The 20,721-nt window shown below is 61.2% G+C and carries 18 protein-coding genes; 15 read left to right on the forward strand and 3 right to left on the reverse strand.

The features are described from left to right. Positions 1 to 426 precede the first annotated feature (426 nt). Positions 427 to 633, reverse strand: a complete 207-nt coding sequence (locus Q3C01_RS36355; protein ID WP_458150090.1) for a hypothetical protein — start codon at positions 631 to 633, stop codon at positions 427 to 429. Between the two features lie 1,181 nt (positions 634 to 1,814). Between Q3C01_RS36355 and Q3C01_RS36360 the strand changes: the two genes are divergently transcribed. The 15 genes from Q3C01_RS36360 (at position 1,815) to Q3C01_RS36430 (ending at position 19,644) form a co-directional block, all read left to right on the forward strand. Continuing rightward, positions 1,815 to 3,839 (forward strand): TonB-dependent receptor, encoded by a 2,025-nt coding sequence (locus Q3C01_RS36360; protein WP_458150108.1) that lies wholly within the window; start codon positions 1,815 to 1,817, stop codon positions 3,837 to 3,839. Between the two features lie 69 nt (positions 3,840 to 3,908). Continuing rightward, complete coding sequence (locus Q3C01_RS36365; protein ID WP_458150109.1) at positions 3,909 to 4,340, forward strand: ParB N-terminal domain-containing protein; 432 nt, start codon at positions 3,909 to 3,911, stop codon at positions 4,338 to 4,340. Continuing rightward, on the forward strand, positions 4,337 to 5,728 hold the full coding sequence (locus tag Q3C01_RS36370) for a Y4yA family PLP-dependent enzyme (RefSeq protein WP_458150091.1): 1,392 nt from the start codon (positions 4,337 to 4,339) through the stop codon (positions 5,726 to 5,728). The genes Q3C01_RS36365 and Q3C01_RS36370 overlap by 4 nt, the downstream gene beginning before the upstream one ends. Continuing rightward, on the forward strand, positions 5,710 to 6,720 hold the full coding sequence (locus Q3C01_RS36375; protein WP_458150092.1) for a PLP-dependent cysteine synthase family protein: 1,011 nt from the start codon (positions 5,710 to 5,712) through the stop codon (positions 6,718 to 6,720). Before Q3C01_RS36370 ends, Q3C01_RS36375 begins: the two co-directional genes overlap by 19 nt. Beyond that, positions 6,717 to 7,856 carry an NAD/NADP octopine/nopaline dehydrogenase family protein gene (locus tag Q3C01_RS36380; protein ID WP_458150093.1) on the forward strand — a complete coding sequence of 380 codons (1,140 nt, stop codon included), beginning with the start codon at positions 6,717 to 6,719 and terminating at the stop codon, positions 7,854 to 7,856. The genes Q3C01_RS36375 and Q3C01_RS36380 overlap by 4 nt, the downstream gene beginning before the upstream one ends. Then, complete coding sequence (locus tag Q3C01_RS36385) at positions 7,856 to 9,745, forward strand: IucA/IucC family protein (protein ID WP_458150095.1); 1,890 nt, start codon at positions 7,856 to 7,858, stop codon at positions 9,743 to 9,745. The genes Q3C01_RS36380 and Q3C01_RS36385 overlap by 1 nt, the downstream gene beginning before the upstream one ends. Beyond that, entirely contained in the window at positions 9,742 to 10,959 is a 1,218-nt protein-coding gene (locus Q3C01_RS36390; protein WP_458150096.1) for an MFS transporter, read from the forward strand. The genes Q3C01_RS36385 and Q3C01_RS36390 overlap by 4 nt, the downstream gene beginning before the upstream one ends. 2 nt (positions 10,960 to 10,961) lie before the next feature. Continuing rightward, positions 10,962 to 12,131 (forward strand): ABC transporter substrate-binding protein, encoded by a 1,170-nt coding sequence (locus Q3C01_RS36395; protein ID WP_458150097.1) that lies wholly within the window; start codon positions 10,962 to 10,964, stop codon positions 12,129 to 12,131. After that, positions 12,131 to 13,198: a FecCD family ABC transporter permease gene (locus Q3C01_RS36400; RefSeq protein WP_458150098.1), complete on the forward strand. Its 1,068-nt coding sequence runs from the start codon at positions 12,131 to 12,133 to the stop codon at positions 13,196 to 13,198. The genes Q3C01_RS36395 and Q3C01_RS36400 overlap by 1 nt, the downstream gene beginning before the upstream one ends. After that, a complete protein-coding gene (locus Q3C01_RS36405) occupies positions 13,192 to 13,944 on the forward strand; it encodes an ABC transporter ATP-binding protein (protein ID WP_458150099.1) in 753 nt (250 codons plus the stop codon). The genes Q3C01_RS36400 and Q3C01_RS36405 overlap by 7 nt, the downstream gene beginning before the upstream one ends. A 537-nt stretch (positions 13,945 to 14,481) precedes the next feature. Further along, positions 14,482 to 15,432 carry a PDR/VanB family oxidoreductase gene (locus Q3C01_RS36410; protein ID WP_458150100.1) on the forward strand — a complete coding sequence of 317 codons (951 nt, stop codon included), beginning with the start codon at positions 14,482 to 14,484 and terminating at the stop codon, positions 15,430 to 15,432. A gap of 18 nt (positions 15,433 to 15,450) precedes the next feature. Further along, positions 15,451 to 16,791 carry an aromatic ring-hydroxylating dioxygenase subunit alpha gene (locus tag Q3C01_RS36415; RefSeq protein ID WP_458150101.1) on the forward strand — a complete coding sequence of 447 codons (1,341 nt, stop codon included), beginning with the start codon at positions 15,451 to 15,453 and terminating at the stop codon, positions 16,789 to 16,791. Next, entirely contained in the window at positions 16,788 to 17,264 is a 477-nt protein-coding gene (locus Q3C01_RS36420; RefSeq protein ID WP_458150102.1) for an aromatic-ring-hydroxylating dioxygenase subunit beta, read from the forward strand. The genes Q3C01_RS36415 and Q3C01_RS36420 overlap by 4 nt, the downstream gene beginning before the upstream one ends. Positions 17,265 to 17,266: 2 nt before the next feature. Next, a complete protein-coding gene (locus Q3C01_RS36425) occupies positions 17,267 to 18,889 on the forward strand; it encodes an ATP-dependent acyl-CoA ligase (protein WP_458150110.1) in 1,623 nt (540 codons plus the stop codon). Between the two features lie 26 nt (positions 18,890 to 18,915). Continuing rightward, entirely contained in the window at positions 18,916 to 19,644 is a 729-nt protein-coding gene (locus Q3C01_RS36430; RefSeq protein ID WP_458150103.1) for an SDR family NAD(P)-dependent oxidoreductase, read from the forward strand. Positions 19,645 to 19,710: 66 nt separating this feature from the next. Here the strand turns inward: Q3C01_RS36430 and Q3C01_RS36435 are convergent, their stop codons facing one another. Next, positions 19,711 to 20,193 carry a MarR family winged helix-turn-helix transcriptional regulator gene (locus Q3C01_RS36435; protein ID WP_458150104.1) on the reverse strand — a complete coding sequence of 161 codons (483 nt, stop codon included), beginning with the start codon at positions 20,191 to 20,193 and terminating at the stop codon, positions 19,711 to 19,713. Next, positions 20,193 to 20,721 (reverse strand): MarR family winged helix-turn-helix transcriptional regulator (locus tag Q3C01_RS36440; protein WP_458150105.1); only part of this gene is annotated, 529 nt, incomplete at its 5' end. The genes Q3C01_RS36440 and Q3C01_RS36435, both read right to left, overlap by 1 nt.

Here is a 20,721-nt window from a genome sequence, read left to right on the forward strand (position 1 = left end):
TCTATAGATAACTTGTAAACGCTCGGGACTGAAATTGTCGCCGCGCTTCCCACCAATGACTGGACGGCGGAGCTGGACGAGTGCCAACTATGCCCAGCCAGTGGGATCCGCGCACGCACCCTCATCCCAAGATCAATGGCGAGCGGAACCAAAGCAGAGGCGTTCGAAGTTAGCTGCGTTAGTTCTCTCACGGGGATCGCGATGATCAGAGGAGCAGTCCCAGCCTTTGTAGCATTGATTGCGCTCACTCAAACGGCCACAGCAGGCGTCTCCTGCGCCGTTGTTCGGTTCTATGTCGCCAAATACTCGGAAGCAACCGCTGAGAAGTGGGCACGAAATCACGGCGCCAGCGACGGCGAAATCGAAACGGCACGTCGTTGTCTGCATCACAGCGCTAACGTGCAGACTGCGAGCTCAGCTGAAAGGTCACAGGTGCCCGCTCCTGTAATCGAGCAGGAGCGCGCCCGGCACGAGCCAATCGAACGCGGACCGGATCTGGACGCGCCACAGGTCGTATCCGTGCAGGGTCAGCGCGCCGGTCCCGAGAAGGATAGTCAGGACGACGAACCACGCGTTCAGGATATCAACCGCACGAAGGATATTGAGGATCGTTCCGCTGGGCATATCGGCCACGAGATCAAGGCTCTCGTTTCCTCCGATCGAAAGACTACCACACTGCGTACACGCTATGTGGGCCCGGCTCATCGCGACGGTAAGAGAGTGGCGGCCCACGTGAAATGGTTCAAACGACTCTGGGATCAACTCGTTGGGCGGCATCGCTCCAGCACCGTCCTTTTTGCAACGTCTCGATGGGGATCGCATAAGGCACCGCATCATCTCAGCGGGACCGTGCCGGGGCACGGGGCAGGGTGAGCTGTATCGCCGGATCCGCACTGAGGATGCTGCAGACGAGCAGATATATGAGACTGGCGATGCCGAAGGTCTCGAACTCCTTAAAAAGGTATCGGGCACGATCCGGTTGGCGACGTAGGTCAATTCCTGATAGCCGACGACGATCATAAAGGACGACGATCTGAACTGCGTGATCGCCGTGGTCGTTGCTCCGGTGTGCGCAGCGTGACGTCAAGAAGGTCGCACATCTTGTGCTGCGGTACGTCGTCGCAGTGAGGGCGGCAGGAGCGAAATGGTGACGCGCAGCAGCCTGTCCACGACGAGGTCCGGAGCGTTGCCGCGTCAAGGGAAAGCATGGCTCTCTGGCGAGAGCGCTCTCGAATATCTTTCCTGAAAAACTTCGACAGTCTCGATTTGCAATCTTCCAGCGGACCTTTGGAATCTCTCCAAGCACGGTGTCGACTGACTCGAGACGTCGATGATCGAGACATTCTAAGTCGCAGCGCACGCATTTGCGTTGCGGTCACGATAGCGCCTCTCTAAAGAGGCGATGCAGACCATCGCAATCTGACATTGCAATACAAGGATCGAGCAACCGATCCGAAGTTCGAGTCTGCGGAGAATCTGATTCACGCGCCACAGATGTCGGTCGGGCGCGGATTTGTTTCGCGTGGCGACGTGCTGTTGATGAGGGACTTTCTGGAATGCGACGTGCAGGTGAGGTTGGGGCGGCAGTTCGCCTTGGTGCGAAATTGCTGAGTGGGGTGGCTTTGCTAGGCTGGTTAGAGTCGCCTGCTCGATCTCAAACAGCGCAGGACGCCAACTCCCTTCCACCAGTTACGGTCGACGCTCCGACGCAGCAGTCGGTCCGCCGCGCGCCAGCCAAACGAAGCGCTGTCCGGGTCCAGTCAACGTCACGCCGCGCCAGGGTGCCTGGTGCTCCGCAACCGGAGACGGTCGCGATGCAATCGAAGCCGTCGCAGTCGGGTGTCGTGCCCGCGTTTGCAGGCGGTCAGGTCGCTCAGGGCGGACGGCTTGGACTGCTCGGAAACACCGACACAATGAAGTCACCGTTCAACGTGACGAGCTTCACGGACAAATTCATCCGGGACCAGCAGGCGGCGACGGCTGCGGGTGCCTTGATCCTGGATCCATCCGTGCGTAGTTCCCATCCCACGGGTGGCGTTCTGGATTCCTTCTACATTCGCGGCTTCCCGGTCAACGAAGGCAACAACGGTGAGTTCGCCTTCGAGGGCCTCTACGGGATCGCGCCGACATATCGCATCTTTACGGACTACGTCGAGCGCATCGAAGTGCTCAAGGGTCCCTCAGCCGCGCTCTCGGGCATCGCGCCCAATGGCGGCGTCGGCGGCGTCATCAATGTCGTGCCTAAGCGCGCAGGAGAAGATTTGACCCGCTTCACCGTGGACTATGGCTCGGCCGCACAGTTCGGCGGTCATTGGGATGTTGCGAGGCGATACGGCGACAGCAAGGAATGGGGCGTGCGTGCCAGCGGCAGCGCGCGCGACGGCGATACGCCCATTGACCGCCAATCTGAAGCGACGGGCGTCGGATCGCTGGCCCTCGACTATCAAGGTGAGCGATTCAGGTCTTGGCTCTACCTCATCGCCCAGACCGATCGCTTCGACGCTCCATCACGTCCCTTTCTTATGGCTTCCGGCCTACAAGTGCCAAAGGCACCGGACGGTCGGCTGAACGTGACGCAACCCTGGGAATGGTCGCGCATCAACGATCAATCTGCCTTGCTGCGGAACGAATACGATATAAGCGATCAGGTTACGCTGTTCGCCGACGTGGGCGGATCGCGAACCAATGTCGAGCGATTCTTTGGTCTCCCGACGATTATCAACACGAGCGGAGATACCACCTCGACGCCTCAATTCTTCGGGCTTAGCATCGATCGAACCACATATGATGGCGGTGTCCGCGCCCGTTTCGATACCGGCTTCGTCCACCATGCCGTCGCCTTCCAGGCCTCGGTCTATCATGATGCACTGTACCGGCGGTTGACCAATGGCACTTTGGTCACCTCGAATATCTATAGTCCGACCGAGGCGTCGACTCAGTTCGCAAACGAGATCGCTGGACGCCCTCGGCTCTCGGACAGTGAACTCACTGGGCTCTCGATTGCCGACACCTTGTCCGTACTCGATGAGCGCGTCCTGTTGACTTTGGGTGTACGGCGCCAGGGCATTGAAGCGAACAACTATCTCTCAAACGTCGGAACGCTGACGTCGTCCTACGACAAGAGCGCGACCACGCCTGTGGTCGGTCTCGTCATCCGGCCCCGGGACAACGTCTCTTTGTACGCGAACTACATCGAAGGTCTGAGCCGGGGCGATGTCGCGCCGCAGACCGCCTCCAATTTCGGCGAAGTGCTTGCACCGTACATCGCCAAGCAGTACGAGGCCGGCATCAAGGTAGACTTTGGCCGGTTCGCAACCACCTTCAGCGCATTCGAGATATCGAAGGCGAGCGGAGAATTGTCCGCCGGGCGTTTCGCGGCGACCGCCGAACAGCAAGTCCGAGGGCTCGAGTTCAACGTCTACGGCGAACTCATGCCTGATGTTCGTCTACTCGGAGGCGTTTCGTTGCTGGATGGCACCCTGACCAAGACGGCCGTTGCGGCAAATGTGGGCAACACGCCAATCGGGGTTCCGAACATACAGGCAAATATCGGAGCCGAGTGGGATCTCCCATGGATGAGGGGGCTCACTTTGAATGGCGCAGTCATCTACACGGGCAAGCAGTTCATCGATAGCGCAAACAAGCAGCCGATCCCGGATTGGACGCGGCTCGATCTCGGCGCCCGCTACACGACGGCGATCAACGGCAGGAAGACGGTTTTTCGCGCGAACGTTCAGAATGTGACCGGCGCGACTTACTGGTCCAGCGTGGCTTCTTTCGGAACGTTTTTCCTCGGTGCACCGCGCACATATCTCCTGTCGATGACCGTCGACATGTAATCGCTGCTCTTACTGCTTGGTAGGGCGTTTCATGAACGGATGCTGCTGACAAGGATCAGGCTGGTCGATATGCAAGTTTGCCTCCTTTCGCCAACATGCTTGATCCCCACCGAAGAGGTCGATCCGGACAGGGTAGCGGAGCTGCAGGCGCAGATCCTCAGCGCAGGTTGCTGGACGGTTCCGATTACGGCAGAGAAGGATGTCCTCTGTGTGATGGACGGTCATCACCGGCTGACCGTCGCGCACCGTCTGCAACTGCCGTTCGTGCCGGTGGTTCTCTTGGGTTACGGCGCGGTGCGGGTCGAGAGCTGGCGGCCGGGGCTGACGATCACGCCTGCGAGCATCCTCGCGATGGCGCGCAGTGGTCGAAAGTTTCCCTGCAAGACGACGCGACATATTTTTGATCAGAGCCTTCCCAGCTGCAACCTGTCGTTGGAGAGCTTGCGCCACCTGGCTCCGACGGAACGCACTGTCGCCCATGCCGAAAGGGCGGGGGCGTGACCTTGCATGGCCATAAGCCCGGTGTGGGTCTCTTGCCGATTCTGCGGCCAGGCACGGCAGAGCTGCTGGCGGGCAACGGCCCGCTGCTGATCGATTGGGTTATCCAACATGGGTCCCCGGTCAATCTGATCTGGCCCGATGAGCTGCAGACCAATCTCGCCGCACTCAAAGACGTCTTGCGAGAGAGCGGTGTCGCGAACGCGATCTACTACGGAGCGAAAGTCAACAAATCGCACGCTCTGTTGGCCGGAGCTTTGCGCGCAGGAGCGGGCATTGACGTCTCAAGCCTTTATGAGTTGCGGGATGCCAGACGGCTTGGTGCCGATGGCACACAACTTGTGGCAACCGGCCCGGCGAAGACGGCTCTGTTCCACAAAGAGCTTATCGACTGCAGTGCTCTCATATCGGTGGATTCACCGGAAGAGCTCGAGGATCTGATCCGCTGCATTCCGGCAGTGGGCCCGGCTCAGGCGGTACTGCTGCGCTTGCGTCCTACTAACCAGACGCAGAGTCGCTTCGGCATGCCGGCGGCGGCCATCCAGCAATGTCTGTCGCGCATTGCTGGTGATAGCAGGTTGCGCTTTGACGGGCTGCACTTCCACCTGAGTGGCTATAGCTGGGAATCTCGTGCGCAAGCCATTAGAGAAGCCGCTGGCCTGATCGACGAATCCCGCGCGCAAGGCTTTGCGCCGCGCATGATCGACATTGGGGGCGGGCTGCCGATCCAATATGTCGATCGATATGCCTATCAAGCGCATCTTGCGAGGCAGATGCCCGAGGACTACCGCACGGGGAAGGTGCCGGGCTCCTTCTATCCTTACGGTGGAGCGCTTTCTGCTGCCGGCTGGCTACGGAGCCTCCTGCACGCGCCGATGGCCGATGGCCGCAGCATCGCGAACTATCTTGTCCAGGAAGGGCTGATGCTGGGGATGGAGCCCGGTCGAGCACTGGCCGATCAAGCCGCTATATCCGTCTTCCGGGTATTACGCGTGAAAGCGGTTGGCGCTGATGCTCATGTCATCTTCGTGGAGGGCAGCAGCTTCAGCGCTTGCGAAACCTGGTTTGGCTCCGAATTCCTCGTCGATCCCATCCTGATTCCGGCCACATCGCCGCCGGCCGCTACGAAACCTATCCGGGCCTATCTGGCGGGCCATAGTTGCCTGGACGAAGACGTCCTTAGCAATCGATGGCTCACCTTTCCCATCGCTCCGCGGGCGGGAGATCTTCTGGTTTATGCCAATACCAGCGGCTACCAGATGGACCTCCTTGAGAACCAATTCCATCGCCACCCGATGCCGAGCCGTCTTTGCGTGGTTCAGGACGCAAAAGGGCAGCTAGCGCTCGTTCCCGACACAATAGGAGAGGCACAATGCTTTGCACGACAGTAAGCCAGTTGATCGGCCAAACTCCGGTGATGCCGATTGCCGTACCCAACAGTGGCACCACGCTCGTGCTGAAGCTTGAAAAGAACAACCCGGGCGGCTCTATGAAAGACCGCATGGCGCACAGCATGGTGCTTGCGGCACTCGAGGACGGGCGGCTCGTGCCGGGCGGCACGATCGTTGAATCGTCGTCCGGAAATACCGGGATTGGACTGGCGATAGCCGCCTTGGAATTGGGCCTGCGCTTCATTGCCGTTGTCGATCATCACGCCGCGCCGGACAAGATCCGCACGATGCGCGCGCTGGGCGCGGAAATTCGTTATGTCGAAGGCGACTATCGGGAGGACGAGGTTGCGGTGGTGGAGCGCCAACGACTGGCCGCGCAACTCGGTGCCCAGCTTCCTGGCGCGTTGTTCATGAACCAGTCCGACAATCCGGCAAATCCGGAAGGCTATGCTGGCTTCGTCGACGAACTCCTGGCACAGCTTCCAGATGGCGTCGACGCATTTGTCGGCTGCGTCGGCACCGGCGGGTCAATGACCGGCATCGCCCAGCGTCTGAAGCGGGTTAACCCAGCGGTCCGCACGATCGCCGTGGAGCCGGCCGGCTCGATCGTCTTCGGCAAACCCGGCCATCCCTACTACCAGTCGGGCACGGGAACGCCCGCCGGCGATGAAATCGGCAAGGTGCTCGACTATGGATGCATCGATGAAGGGGTACAGGTTACCGATACCCAAGCCTTCGAAACAGCACGTTTCATCGCACGGCGCTACGGTCTTCTGGTTGGAGGCTCGACCGGGGGCACCATATACAAGGCGCTCGAATACATTGCGGCCGGCAAGCTGTCCGGCACGGTGGTCACGCCAGTTGCGGACGGGGGCGAGAAATATCTCGGCTCGGTCTTCGACGATGAATGGATGGCCAAGCGCGATTTGCTGGATCCGACAATCGCCGCACAGCTCGATGCGTGGCTACCGGGTAGGGCGCGCGCAGCATGAAGGTGACGATCTGCGGTGCAGGGCGCACGGGGCATTTGAACGCCGTGCTCTTCAAGCAGCGTGCAGGCATCACCGTTTCCGTGCTGACCGGAGCGGCTGCCGTTGCCGAACGGTGGACGAGCGGAGACGGTGTTTGGCAGGCCCAAACGCCCGACGGCCACGTCTTGACCGGGCGGCCCGACTATGTCGGCACCGATCCGAGAGAGGCACTCATCAACGCAGACATGGTGATCGTGACGCAGCCGGCCCAGGCGCGGCCTGCGCTTCTCCACGACTTCGCGCGGCATCTCCCCCGGGACAGGCGCGTCTATGTCGGTGCGATTCCCGGCTTTTGCGGCTTCAACTGGCTGGCAGCCAAAGCCCTAACAGGCACAGACAATGTGGTGATCTGGGGCTTGAAGGACGTGCCCCATACGGCTTTCGACCTGGTCCCAGGCGAGCGGGTACGGATGGGAGGGGCCAAGGCGCAGCTCTTCGCGGCGCTTCATCGTCGCGAGGTCGCAGCGAGCGGCGCCATACTGCAGGCGATGCTGAGCCGCCTTTATGAAGCTCCCGTCACGCTGCTGCAGGACTATCTGGAAATCACGCTGACGCCGGGCAACGCCTTGATGCATCCCGCCGTGCTCTATGCTTTGGTCGGTCCCGGCGCACCTTGGGAAAACAAGCCGTTCGATCGCCCCCTTTGCTGGTGGAGCGATTGCCCGCGCGCCGGCGCCGAATTGCTGGAGGCGTGCGATGCGGAAAACCAGGCAATCCGCCGTGCGGTCGAATTACGCCTCGGCATTGATCTGAGTTCGGTGAAGCCGCTTCGCCAGGAATTGATCGAGGCTTATGGCAGCCAGATCCAGGACAAGCGGACCATGTATACGCTGCTGCGAACCAACCGTGCTTACGCCGGCATTCACGCCCCACTTGTTCCTAACCCGGACGGGCCGGGCCTTGTCATCGATCGCGCAAGCCGCGCTTTCCACGAAGACATAGCCTTCGGACAGGCGCTGCTCGTGGAATTGGCCGCGCGGCTTGATGTGACAACTCCCGCGATCACGAAAACCTACAACTGGGCGCTGCAATACCACGGTGGGTTCACCGAAGGCGTGCCCGCTTGCTTGCCCGCCAACTGGCCTGAGGAAGCGTAATGAACAAGAGGATGTCTTCTTCCGCAGATGCCGAAGCTGAGGCGCAGGCCGCGCAGCTTTGGTTGGCCGCATCGCGCAATGCGCTCGCACGGCTGGTCCGCTGCCTGTTCGCCGAGCGTCTTCTTGTACCAGACGCGTTATTGTGGTCGCGCGACGGAAACCAGGCATGGCTTCCCCTCTGGCAGTCGCGCCGCGTCCTGCATTTCGCTGACCTGCGTCGTGCGCCCGCCGGAATGTTGCAAAATCGTGGTTCTATCGAAGCGCTGGACGAGGCCGGTGTCCGGTACCGGATCGATGATCCATCCGACTTCATCCGGGAGGTCGCCCCCGCCTTGGCGATCTCGCCTGCATCGGACGGCGTCCAGCGTTTGATACGCGACGTCGAGGACAGCATGCGCAACGATGTCCTGGCGCGCCGTCACCGGGAGGAATGGAGCGCCGAGCTGCGAGGGAAGGTAGCCGCAGTAGGCGCGCCAGGATTCCTCGCATATCTGGAAAAGAGCCTGCCGCCGCATCTGGCGGCCATGACTCTCGATCAATGGGGCGCGTTGGAAGGTCACCCCTTCTATCCGACGTGGAAGGCCAAACCCGACCTGTCGCCCGAGGACGTCACCGCCTTGTCGCCTGAGTTCGGTGCCCGTGTGCGCGTCCGAGTCGCAGCGCTGCGCAGAGAATGGTCCTATGTGGAGAAGATGCCGCATGTTGGCAGCTATTCGGAATGGTTCGCACAAAATTTTCCCGAGTTCTGGCGCGACTGGGCCGAAGGATTGAATAAACGCGGAAAGTCTCCCGAGGACTGGCTGCCTCTACCTGTCCATATCTGGCACCTTGAAAATTTCGTGCTCCGTGAATTCGCATCTGAAATAGCTTCCGGAGTTTTCGACCCGGATGGCCCGGAGGTCGTGACACTGCCGTCGATGTCGTTCCGCACAATGCTGCCGAACACGCAGGAGCCGAGGCCCTTCATCAAGCTGCCGGTGGCGCTCTGGATGACCAGCGAGCAGCGCACCCTGCAGGCCAAGTCGATCCACATGGGGCCGCGTCTCAGCACCCTGATTTCCGATATTCTGTCGAAAGAGCCGGATATTTCCGACAGGTTGGAGATCTTCACCGAAGAGCTAGGGGCGATCCTGCACCACCCCGTAACGGGCGACGAGCATCCGGGGCGCTTTCTTTCGGTTGTCTACCGTAACTCTGACGCTCTCGCCCGCAAAGACGGACTGCTGCCGGTCACCGTCGCGTCACTCTTGACGGCAAGCCCGATCAACGGCCGCCCGCTCATTTGCGAATTGATTGCGAGAGGCGGCGATGAGAGCGAAGCAGCGATATTTGCGTTCTTCCGCGCCTATGTAACGACGGTCCTCCGGCCGACGCTCGCCATGTATCTGCTTTATGGAATAGCCTTCGAGGCGCATCAGCAAAACAGCACGATTCTGTTCGATGAAGCCGGCCGTCCGCGAAAGCTGTTGATCCGCGATTTCGGCGATGGCCGCAGCTTTGCGCCCCTGCTTAGGGAGCGAGGGCATCAGCTCAAGCCCTTCACGCGCAAGGGGATCTTACCGACCACATTTGATGACGATATCAGCCTCGTGCGCTCATTCGTCATCGATGCCTGCTTCGTCTGCCATCTTCATGAAGTCGCATTGTGCCTCGACGAACATTATGCACTTCCAAACACAAACCTTTGGCGCATCTTGCGGGAAGAAACCGAGGCAGCTTTCGATACGCTCAGGCCGCGCATGTTGTCGGATGCGTTCTGGCTGGAAGAACGCAAGGCCTTTCTCGAGAGACCCTGGCCGAGCCGCTCTGTGCTACGGATGCATCTGGAACGCTATCGCGATTATCGTCTTGAGCACGAGCTGCCAAATCCAATGGCGGGAGCGGAATGACTAATGCTTCCGCCGCGGTGCGCGGCTTCGGACCCGTTTTTGTTTTGCTGTTCGGCCTGCAATTCGTTTCCATGGGGGCCATGGAAATGAGTGGTCCGTTCTGGCCGATCCAAATCAAGGTGCTTAGCCCTTCCGACAGCGTCTTCGGACTGGCAAGTGTTGGCGTCTACGTTGGTCCGATGATCGGCATGTCACTGACCAGCGCCCTTTGGGGGCGAATCGGCGATCGTTACGGCAATCGGCTGATGATGGTTCGCGCGCTTGGCGGTCTGGCGGTCACGCAACTCCTTGTTGCCGTTGCACAGGATGTCTGGGCTATCATGGCGCTGCGTTTCTTGCAGGGAGCCTGCGCCGGATATATCGCCCCAGCGCAGGCCTATGGCGTGCAGATTACCGGCGGGAAGGATCGCGCAAGCCTCTTCGCCTGGCTTCAGGTTGCCACCAATGTGGGCTCGCTGGCCGGCGCTTTCCTGGGCGGCCTAATTCTCGATCGCTTCCCTTTTGCCGCAGTAAATCTGACGGCCGGGATAATTTGTGCGCTGTGTGCTGCCGTTGCCTGGTCGAGCCTGCCCGTACCGGCGCTGGGAGCCGTTGTCGTCAATCGCGGAAGCGCAGCTACCGCAAAACATACGGCGTCGGCGGGTGTTCCGATCGCAGCTGTTCTCGCCTTGATGGGGATGCTGCTCGCCAGTCGCATGGTCCTGCAGGTTCCTTTTTCACTGTACATGACCCAAATATTTGGCGCCCGGCACTGGGTCGCCGGCTTCACTTACGGGCTGCTCGCGTGCGGCTTTGTCGTGGCCGCACCCTCATGGGCGCGACTCTTCGAGAATCGCGCGCCTTCCTACGTACTGGGCGGAAACGTGCTCATTTCGGCCGCGTGCGTTTTGGTGACGCATCTGGCGGGCAGCACGGGCTCCGTTGCCGTATTCGCACTCCTGTATTTCATCTGGGGCGCGCTTCTTGGGGGAACGACTCCGACGCTTCTCGCGCTCATTTCGGGAGCCGTGTCGAATGATCGGCAAGGTTCGGTTCTGGGCCTTGCGCAAGCTTCCCAGCAGATCGCTTCCGCGAGCGGCATCGTTGCCGGCGTCGGCATCACGCAGCTCTTTGGTCTTGAAGCTGCGTTTCCGCTCGTCGCCACGCTCTACGCCTTGTCATTCGTGTCGGCGCTCGGCATCTGGCTCAAGACTGCGCGCCCCAAAGGAAGCTGACCATGACAGATTACCGATCGCTGGTGCATTCCGTGGTGAGGGCTCTTGTCCTGCTCGCTTTGCTTCCAACGGTGGCATTTGCAGCCGAGCCTGATCCGGCGCAGACACAGGCGGCGCTTACCCTGACTGATATCGCGGGCCGACGGGTGACGCTCAACGCGCCCGTCAAGCGCATGCTTCTGGGCGAGGGCCGGCAGCTCTATCTCGTCGCCTCGCTGGAGCCCAAAAATCCCTTGGCCCATCTGGTTGCCTGGCGCAGCGATCTGATTGCGGCAGATCCGGCCACTTACGCGCAGTATCTCGAAGTGTTTCCCGAGCTATCGAAGCTCCCTTCCTTCAAAGGGCAGGAGGACAGCCTGATCGACATCGAATCGGCGATCATCCAAAAGCCTGATGTCGTGCTGCTCAACCTTGAAGCCATGGAGGCCAACAAGGACGCCAACTACATCGAGAAGCTCGCGGCACTGAACATACCGGTTCTCTATATCGATTTTCGCCACCGCCCCCTGGAAAACACCGAGCCGACCATTCGGCTCCTCGGCAGGATCATGCGGCGCGAGGCGCGCGCGGAGGAGATCATCGCATTCCGCCACCAAGCCATGGCCGCGGTTGCCAATGTCCTCGCCGCCAAGCAACCGAAACGCCCCAATGTGTTCGTCGAACGGATCGGTGGCTACTCGCAGGATTGCTGCCTGTCTTTCGGTGCCGAGAATTTCGGCAAATATGTCGAACTCGCAGGCGGCCATAATATCGGCAGCGACATCATTCCTTCGACCTTCGGGCAGATCAGTCCCGAGCAGGTCATCGTCGCAGATCCCGAACATGTGGTGGTGACCAGCGCCGACTGGAAAGCCTATGTGCCGGGCGGCCATTGGATTCCGCTCGGACCCGGGGCAGATTCTCGGGTGACGCGCAAGAAGCTCGAATGGTTCGCTACTCGCGACGCCTATACCGGTATCGCGGCTAAGAAGACACGGAATTTTCACGGCATTTGGCACCAGTTCTACAACAGCCCATATGAATTTGTCGCCGTCCAACAATTGGCGAAGTGGTTTCACCCCGACCTGTTTGCGGATCTGGACCCCAATGCAACCTTTGCTGAATACCATCGCCGCTTCCTGCCCATAGGCTTCCGCCCCGGCTATAGCGTCAGCCTTTCGGACAGCCAGTGATGACAGATGTCCACACCGAAGCCCTGTCTTTAGCCGGGCGCGACGCCTATCGGGCGCTCAGCGCCAGGCGGTGGATCGTTCTCCTCATGCTGGTGGTCGGGGTATGCATCGCATTGGTCGGCGACCTCTCGACGGGACCTGCAAGCTATGGGCTTGGAGAGGTTGTGCGTGCCCTCGTTCTGTCGGCGGAGGTGGATGCGCAGACGCGCGTCATTGTTTGGTCGATCCGCATGCCATCGGCCCTCATGGGCGTCGTAGTCGGTGTGGCGCTTGCCATCGGCGGCGCTCAGATGCAGACCATCCTGAACAATCCGCTGGCGAGCCCGTTCACGCTGGGCATTTCTGCCGGTGCCAGCTTCGGCGCGGCCCTGGCGCTCGCGTTCGGTGTCGCGCTGGTTCCCATGGCAGGCGACTACATCGTCGCGGCCAATGCATTCGTCGTGGCGATGGCAACCGCTTTCCTGATCCATCTGGCAAGCCTTCGGCGCGGGGCCTCGATCCAGATGATCGTGCTGTTGGGCATAGCGCTGGTTTTCAGTTTCAACACGGCGCTCGCGATCACCCAATATTTCGCGGCCGAGCAGGCGGTCGGGGCCATCATCTTCTGGACCATGGGCAGTCTCACCAAGGCGACATGGCCCAAGCTTGCCATCACCGCGCTCGTCGTGTGTCTGACCTTGCCGGTCTTTCTGCGCCGCCGGTGGCAATTGACGGCGTTGCGTCTTGGCGAGGCGCGTGCGGCGAGCTTCGGCATTCCTGTGCGGCGCCTGCGGCTTGAAACCCTGATCCTTGTTTCCCTTCTGTCGGCGATCCCCGTCGCGTTTGTCGGCACGATCGGCTTTATCGGTCTGGTCGGTCCGCACATCGCCCGCATGATGGTCGGCGAGGACCAACGCTTCCTGCTGCCCGCGAGCGCGCTGACTGGTGCGCTGATCATGTCGGTCAGCTCAATCCTGGCCAAGATCGCGGTACCCGGCGCAGTCCTGCCGATCGGCATCGTCACCTCAGCGATCGGTTTGCCGGTTTTCCTCTGTCTGATCCTGAAAAGCGGAAGAGACATATGGTAGTGCTGAGCACGCATCGCCTCGGCGCTCGCTTCGGTTCGCGCCAGGTCCTGCGCGATGTGACGCTCCCGCCGTGTCATGGCGGCGAAGTGGTGGCCGTCATTGGACCGAATGCTGCGGGCAAGTCGACGCTGTTCCGGCGCCTGGCAGCCATTCTTCCAGGGCCCGGCGAGTGCCGGTTGGAAGGTGTGCGCGATGCGGATCGCGCGATCGCCTACATGCCCCAGGATCAATCGGCAAGCGCAGTTCTGACTGTATTCGAGTCCGTCCTTCTTGCGCGAAAGCAGGTCAGCGGCTGGCGTCTTGAGAGGTCTGATCTGGTGGCGGTAGACCGGGCGCTGGCTGCACTCGATATCGGCGATCTTGCCAGTGAAATCCTTTCCGAGCTGAGCGGTGGACAGCGCCAGCTCGTCGGGCTTGCCCAATGTCTCGTGCGCGAACCGCAGGTGTTGCTCTTGGACGAGCCGACGAGCGCACTCGACATGCACCGTCAGCTGGGAGCGCTGCGGCAGGTGCGCAGCCTTGCGCATGAAGGCGGTATGCTCGTGCTAATCGCGCTGCATCATCTCGACCTGGCACTCAAATTCGCCGACAAGGTCGCTATCCTCTCTGATGGAACGTTGCACGATTTCGGCACGGCGGCCGACGTCTTGACGCCGGAAAACCTTGCCGCAACCTTTCGCATTAGGGCACGTGTCGAATCCTGCTCACAAGGCAAGCCCCATTTGATCGTCGACGACGCGATCTGACGCCTACGTCTCGAGGCGGGCCGGAGTCAGAGGGCCGTCATGAACGGCAACTTCACCTCAGCGGCGCACCCAGTAATCGTTATCAAAATCGTTCTCGACCAATGTCAGGAAATGCTTCTCGCTAGAATCGGTCCTACTTGCCTTGAACTGGATCAAATTGGCCCATGATGGATTGGAGCGAGCGACCAGATTTTTCAATTGGTTAGAAGGCGGCGCGTGCGCGACGTGTGCACCGCAAAATCAAGAGAAATCTACTGTCGGCAAAGCCGAGCACTCGTTCGCACGCGATCCGCTGCTTCGACGGTTTGATGGGAGCTCGGTCCAACTGAGAGCGAACGCACTGAGGCGCCGCGTGCATCTTGCGGTTTTCGCAAGGTAGTCACCGAAGGCGCGTTGCCCGCTGAACGGAATGGGCGCGTTGCTTGCCGTAGCCCAAGCCGGCGCCTTGTTGCAATTCCAGTCTCGCCGCAACGACGATTGACAGCCAGTTATTACATGTATAAAAATATGCAAATTCATATATTGTGAGATGCCTGAATGGACACGCATCCGCTCAAGCTCAAGGTGCAGTCGGTTGTTGCGGAGACGCCGTTCATTCGGAGCCTTGTGTTCGGCGTGGAGGGCGGAGCCGTGCCGCGATGGCAAGCGGGTGCGCACATCCGCGTGTCGCTCCCGAACGGGGGCGACCGGCCGTATTCCCTGATGGCTTTGCCGGGCCTGCCCCAAGGCACTGTTGCGCTGGGGGTGCTGCGCGAGGAGGTGTCAACCGGCGGCTCGCAGTTCATGCATGCGCTGAAGACCGGCGACATTGTGAGAGCGACCGCGCCGGTCAACAATTTCCCTCTGCAAGAAGGAGCCGCGCCGGTGCTGCTGTTCGCCGGCGGCATCGGCGTCACGCCGATCCTGTCCATGGCTGCGGAGCTGAACGCGCGGGGAATCCCATACCGCCTGCATTATGCCGGACGAACGCCGGGGCGGCTGGCCTTCCTGCCGCAGTTGCAGGCCATCTGCCCCAAGGGCTTGTCCGTTCATTACGACAGCGACGAGTCCCGCCTGGATATTGCGGCGGCGCTCGGCGATGCGCCAGTAGATACTCACGTCTACGTCTGCGGCCCTGCCGGCATGATCGACGCGGTGAAGGCGGGCGCGCTCTCCAGGGGCATCCCGGCAGATCGCATCCATTTCGAGCTGTTCAAGGCGGAGCGGCCCGGCTCTCCCAACAAGCCGTTCGAGGTCGAGCTCAAATCGACGGGGCAGGTCATTAGTGTTGCCGCAGATCAAAGCATCATCGATGCGCTGGTGGCCGCAGGGCGCGACGTCCTCTACGACTGCCAGCGGGGCGATTGCGGCATCTGCCAGTGTGACGTGATCGCAGGCGTGCCCGATCATCGCGACGTCATTCTCAGCGACGACGAAAAGGCATCCAACAAGGTCATGCAGATCTGCGTGTCGCGTGCGAAATCGGAACGGCTCGTGTTGGATCTCTAACGGGGAGCAAGGGACGCCATGGCGAAATATGGAAAGAACGCCCGCGCGATCGAGCGGCTGGTGCGTGACGCCGAGGTGCATCGCGACGTCTACGTCGACCCTGAAATCTTCGAGCTCGAGATGGAGCATCTGTTCCCGAATAGCTGGATCTATGTCGGGCATGCCAGCCAGCTGTCGAAACCCGGCGATTTCATCACCGCCAATATCGGCCGGCAACCGGTCATGGCGAGCCGTCATAGCGACAGCTCCATCCACGTGTTCTACAATCGTTGTCCGCACAAGGGCGTCAAGATCGCCTCCGAGCCGTGCGGCAACACCGGCAAGTTCTTCCGCTGTCCCTATCATGCCTGGTCGTTCAAGACCGACGGCTCGCTGCTCGCGATCCCCCTGAAGAAGGGCTACGAGGGAACCGGCTTCACGGACACCCAGGCGAACGAGGGGCTATCGAAGGTCAAGAACGTCGTCATCTATCGCGATTTCATCTTCGCGCGACTGAGCGACAGCGGCGTCTCCTTCGAGGACTATTTTGGCGAAAGCCTGTCGACGATCGACAACATGGTCGACCGTTCGCCGGAGGGGAAGCTCGCCGTCGAGGCCGCACCGATCCGCTACATGCACACCTGCAATTGGAAGATGCTGGTCGAGAATCAGACCGACACCTGCCATCCGATGGTGGCGCATGAGAGCTCGGCCGGCACCGCCGTCAAGGTCTGGAAGCGCGAGCAGGGCGACTCCACGGAGACGCCGATGGCCGTGCAGCTCTACGGGCCCTTCATGAGCCCGTACGAGTTCTATGAGCAGAGCGGCATCCGGATCTGGCCGAACGGCCATGGTCACACCGGCGTCGCCAATTCCATCCATTCCAACTATTCGGACATCGACGGCTATCTAGGCCGGATGGTCGCAGCCTACGGCGAGCAGCGGACCCACGAGATCCTGGGAGAGGTCCGGCACAACACGGTCTATTTCCCGAACATCATGGTCAAGGGTGCGGTGCAGATTCTTCGCAATTTCATCCCGATTGCGGTGGACAAGACGCTGGTGGAGAGCTGGGTCTATCGTCTGGTCGGCGCGCCCGACAAACTCTATGAGCGCGCGCTGATGTACAATCGCTTCATCAACGCGCCGACCTCGATCGTCGGGCATGACGATCTCGAAATGTACGAGCGCGCGCAGGAAGGCCTGAAGTCCAACGGCAATCAATGGGTCAATCTGCGTCGGCTCTACGAGAGCAATGAGGAGCAGGACGTCACTGCGGTCATCAACGGCACGTCGGAGCGGCAGATGCGGAACCAGTTTCATGCTTGGGCCAAATTCATGACCATGGACATGGACAAGCACTTCGAGGCCGCGGAATGATCAACGAGAAAACCATCGCGGACTTCATCTATCGCGAGGCGGAGCTTCTCGACACGATGCAATGGCAGCCGTGGCTCGACCTGTTTCATCCCGAAGGGCGCTACTGGATGCCGCTGGAATGGCAGCAGCAGGACCCGGTGCTACAGCCCTCGTTGATGTACGAGGACCTGCTGCTGTTGAAGGTGCGTGTCGAGCGATTGGCTGGTGAGCGTACTTTCAGCCAGAAGCCGAAGAGCCGCTGCCACCATCTGCTCCAGGCGCCGCAGATCGTTGCGTGCGATGCCGCGGCCGGCGTGTTCAAGGCGCGCACGTCCTACATCTACACCGAGACGCGCGGCGACTTGCTGGAACGCTATTCGGGGTGGGCGTCGCACGACCTCGTCCAGGTCGGCGATAGCCTGAAAATCAAGCTCAAGCGTGTCGATCTCGTCAATTTCGACGCGCCGTTCGGCAATATCCAGCTCTTCATGTGAGTATGCCCTTGGCCGCTGCGTCCACAGTCCATGCCCGCTTCCGCGAGATCGCCCTCCGCCGGGGGGAGGCCGGCTTTCTCAACGTGCTGCCGGAGACAGCCGACATCTACGGCATCGCGGCCGGCGAGATTTCCTATCGTGCCATGCTCGAACGGGTGGAGCGCTGGCGCACGGCGCTTGCGGGCCGCGGCTATGGCGAAGGCCATCGGGTCGGGCTTCTGCTCCAGAACAGGCCGGTCTTCGTCGAACTGTGGTTCGCGCTGAACGCGCTCGGTGTTTCCGTGGTGCCGATCAACCCGGATTTGCGGCTCAACGAGCTCGAATACATCATCGCGCATTCCGAGATGAATGCGGCATTTGTCCTCGCTGAACGGCGCGACGAGGTCGAGACGGCGTCGCGCCAGGCCGGACGGCCGATTCCGGTGGTGACGGACAGCGGCGACATTCCGCCTCCGTTCGGTGGCGCGCGGCCGGCGAGTGCGGGTGACGGCTCGAGCGAATGCGCGTTGCTCTATACCTCGGGAACGACCGGCCAGCCCAAGGGCTGCGTGCTCACCAACACCTATTTTCTGCATTCCGGAAACTGGTATCGTGATGTCGGCGGGTTGATCGATCTCAGGAGCGATGGCGAGCGGATGATCACGCCGTTGCCGCTGTTCCATATGAACGCGATGGCGGTCTCGCTGATGGCGATGCTGTCGGTCGGTGGCAGCTTGACCATGCTCGATCGCTTCCATCCGCGCACCTGGTGGAATTCGGTGCGGGACAGCCGGGCGACCTGCCTGCATTATCTCGGCGTCATGCCCTCCATGCTGATGAGCACGCCGCCGTCTGCGCAGGATCGCGCGCACACCGTGCGGTTCGGCTTCGGCGCTGGCGTGGACAAGCTGCTGCACGCGCCGTTCGAGGCGCGCTTCGGCTTTCCGCTGCTGGAGGCCTGGGCGATGACCGAGACCGGAAGCGGCGGCGTGATTGCCGCCAATGTCGAGCCGCGCAAGGTTGGCACGAGCTGTTTCGGCCGTCCGGCGCCCGAAGTCGATGTTCGGATCGTGGACGAGGGCGGCAAAGATACGCCGGCGGGAACGCCGGGTGAGCTGCTGGTGCGGCGCGCCGGTGTCGACCCGCGCTACGGCTTCTTCAGGGAGTACCTGAAGAATCCGGAAGCTACCGCCGAGGCCTGGAAGGACGGATGGCTCCACACCGGCGATATCGTGTCGCGCGATGTGGATGGCGACCTCCATTTCGTCGATCGCAAGAAGAACGTGATCCGGCGCTCCGGCGAGAACATTGCCGCGGTCGAGGTGGAATCCGTTCTGAACCGCCATCCCGCGATCCGGCAGGCCGCGGTCGCCGCAACGCCCGATCAGGTGCGGGGTGACGAGGTCGCGGCTGTCATCATCACTGAAGAGTCTGGCGCCGACCGCGCGCTCGCCGAAGACATCGTGCGCTGGAGCCTGGACCAGATGGCTTATTACAAGGCGCCGGGCTGGATCTGCTTCGTCGATCAACTCCCGCTGACCGCGACCGAGAAGATCCAGCGCGGCGGACTGAAGGATTTCGTCGCAAAGCTGATGCGCGATGGCGCGTTCTTCGATCTCCGCGACCTCAAGCGGCGGCAGGTGTGACACATGTCGTCTGCAGGGAGCCGATCATGAGCCAGGCCCGCACCACACTCATCACCGGAGGCAATTCGGGGATCGGCGAAGCGCTGGCGAAGAAGCTCGTCGACAAAGGACAGCGGGTCGTCTCGGTCGGGCTGGAGAAGCCGGACTGGACCCACGATTTGCTCACGGCCTATCGCGCCGACCTGACCAGCATCGCGGAGACGCGGGCAATTGCGCAGGAGGTCTGCCGGGATCATGCCGTCGATTGTCTCGTGCACAATGCGGGCATCATCCTGCCGAACCTGCTGCCCGACGCGAAGCCGGAAGACATCTTGACGCTGGCGCAGTTGCATCTGGGGGCACCGATGCTGCTGACCCAGGCGGCGATGGAGGGAATGCGCGCGCGTCGCTTCGGGCGGATAGTTTTCGTGAGCTCGCGCGCCGCCATGGGTGCGGCCACGCGCTCGGCCTATTCCGCCACCAAGGCCGGCGTGCATGGCATGGCGCGGACGTGGGCGCTGGAGCTGGCGTCGAGCGGGATCACGGTGAACGTGGTCGCGCCGGGTCCGATACTGACCGACAATTTCTGGGGCGTGATCCCGAAGGGTTCCGAGCAGCAGGAGCGGATGGCGCGCAACGTTCCGGTCGGGCGGCTCGGCTCACGCGAGGACGTGGCGCACGCGATCAGTTTCTTCCTCGACGAGCATTCGGACTTCGTGACCGGGCAGGTGCTCTATGTCTGTGGTGGCACCAGCCTCGTTGGTCTCAGTCCCTGATCGCAGAGCATGATCCGGAAAAGTGTGAAGCGGTTTTCCGAAAAGATCATGCTCAAACAAACGGGGTCAGATCTGGTTCTGGCGGATGTTCTCGACCATCTTGGCCAGCACGCGGGCGCAGACCTCGATATCGTCGGGATCGATGCCCACGGTCAGCCGGTCATAGTTCTTCTCCATGATAGGCCAGATCTTTCGCAGGAGGGCCTCGCCATCAGGTGTCAAGCCAACGACGCGGCGACGCTGGTCCTCCTCGGCGATCTCGCGCTTGACGAGGCCAGCTGACACCATCGACTCGACCATGCGGCTCGCGGTCGACTGCTCGGTGACGGCGAGAACGGCGATCTCGTTCACGGTCAGGGTCTTGTAGATGAACAGGACCGACAGCGTCCGGAATACGACGTTGTTGATGTTGTGCTCGCTCAGGTCGCGGTTCTGATCGAGGTTCCAGCGATTGGCGAGCCGGTTGAAAAGATAGGGAACATAGCTTTGCAGCTGGTCCCGTGTCCGCGGTGGACCGGATCTCCATCTGCTCCTGGATTCTTTGGCCATTATTTCCTGCGACTCTGCTTCTTGCTCTCGGTGCGAAGTTTCGAGGAGAGGGACCGCAGCACCGAAAGCGCGGTTTCCAGCTCCTGGGCGGGAATACTCTCGAGCCGTTCGCTGAGATGCTTCTTGTGTAAAGCAGCCGCCTTCCTGAACAGCGCTTCGCCCTTCGGCGTCACGCGCACGATGAACGACCGGCGGTCCTCGCCCGACATTTCCTTGCTGATGAGATCGTCAGCCAGAAGACGCTGCACCAGCCCCGAGACGTTGCCGCCGGACACTTTCAAGTTCTGCGACAACTGTCCGAGCGCCATTCCGTCCCGGTAGCGATCGAGCTGGGCGAGCACGTCGAACTTCGCCAGCGATAAGCCGAACTCCGAGTTCAGCATGGAATTCAGGGACGCAAAGAGTTCGCTGTGCAGAGACAGCAGTTGCAGCCAAAGCCGGGTCTCAATCTGCCCAAACGCGGGACCAATGCTCTCTTTGAGTGCTGCCGGCATCGCATAACCATCGAGTACAGAGTGTCTCAGGGAG

This window comes from Bradyrhizobium sp. UFLA05-109, assembly GCF_054185165.1.

Bases quoted from the DNA above. Each gene is read 5' to 3' on its own strand.
- Q3C01_RS36395 (WP_458150097.1), top strand. From the start codon at position 10,962: ATGACAGATTACCGATCGCTGGTGCATTCCGTGGTGAGGGCTCTTGTC.
- Q3C01_RS36420 (WP_458150102.1), top strand. From the start codon at position 16,788: ATGATCAACGAGAAAACCATCGCGGACTTCATCTATCGCGAGGCGGAG.
- Q3C01_RS36430 (WP_458150103.1), top strand. From the start codon at position 18,916: ATGAGCCAGGCCCGCACCACACTCATCACCGGAGGCAATTCGGGGATC.
- Q3C01_RS36435 (WP_458150104.1), bottom strand. From the start codon at position 20,193: ATGGCCAAAGAATCCAGGAGCAGATGGAGATCCGGTCCACCGCGGACA.
- Q3C01_RS36385 (WP_458150095.1), top strand. From the start codon at position 7,856: ATGAACAAGAGGATGTCTTCTTCCGCAGATGCCGAAGCTGAGGCGCAG.
- Q3C01_RS36390 (WP_458150096.1), top strand. From the start codon at position 9,742: ATGACTAATGCTTCCGCCGCGGTGCGCGGCTTCGGACCCGTTTTTGTT.
- Q3C01_RS36400 (WP_458150098.1), top strand. From the start codon at position 12,131: ATGACAGATGTCCACACCGAAGCCCTGTCTTTAGCCGGGCGCGACGCC.
- Q3C01_RS36380 (WP_458150093.1), top strand. From the start codon at position 6,717: ATGAAGGTGACGATCTGCGGTGCAGGGCGCACGGGGCATTTGAACGCC.
- Q3C01_RS36360 (WP_458150108.1), top strand. From the start codon at position 1,815: ATGCAATCGAAGCCGTCGCAGTCGGGTGTCGTGCCCGCGTTTGCAGGC.
- Q3C01_RS36375 (WP_458150092.1), top strand. From the start codon at position 5,710: ATGCTTTGCACGACAGTAAGCCAGTTGATCGGCCAAACTCCGGTGATG.
- Q3C01_RS36410 (WP_458150100.1), top strand. From the start codon at position 14,482: ATGGACACGCATCCGCTCAAGCTCAAGGTGCAGTCGGTTGTTGCGGAG.
- Q3C01_RS36425 (WP_458150110.1), top strand. From the start codon at position 17,267: ATGCCCTTGGCCGCTGCGTCCACAGTCCATGCCCGCTTCCGCGAGATC.
- Q3C01_RS36415 (WP_458150101.1), top strand. From the start codon at position 15,451: ATGGCGAAATATGGAAAGAACGCCCGCGCGATCGAGCGGCTGGTGCGT.
- Q3C01_RS36365 (WP_458150109.1), top strand. From the start codon at position 3,909: ATGCAAGTTTGCCTCCTTTCGCCAACATGCTTGATCCCCACCGAAGAG.
- Q3C01_RS36405 (WP_458150099.1), top strand. From the start codon at position 13,192: ATGGTAGTGCTGAGCACGCATCGCCTCGGCGCTCGCTTCGGTTCGCGC.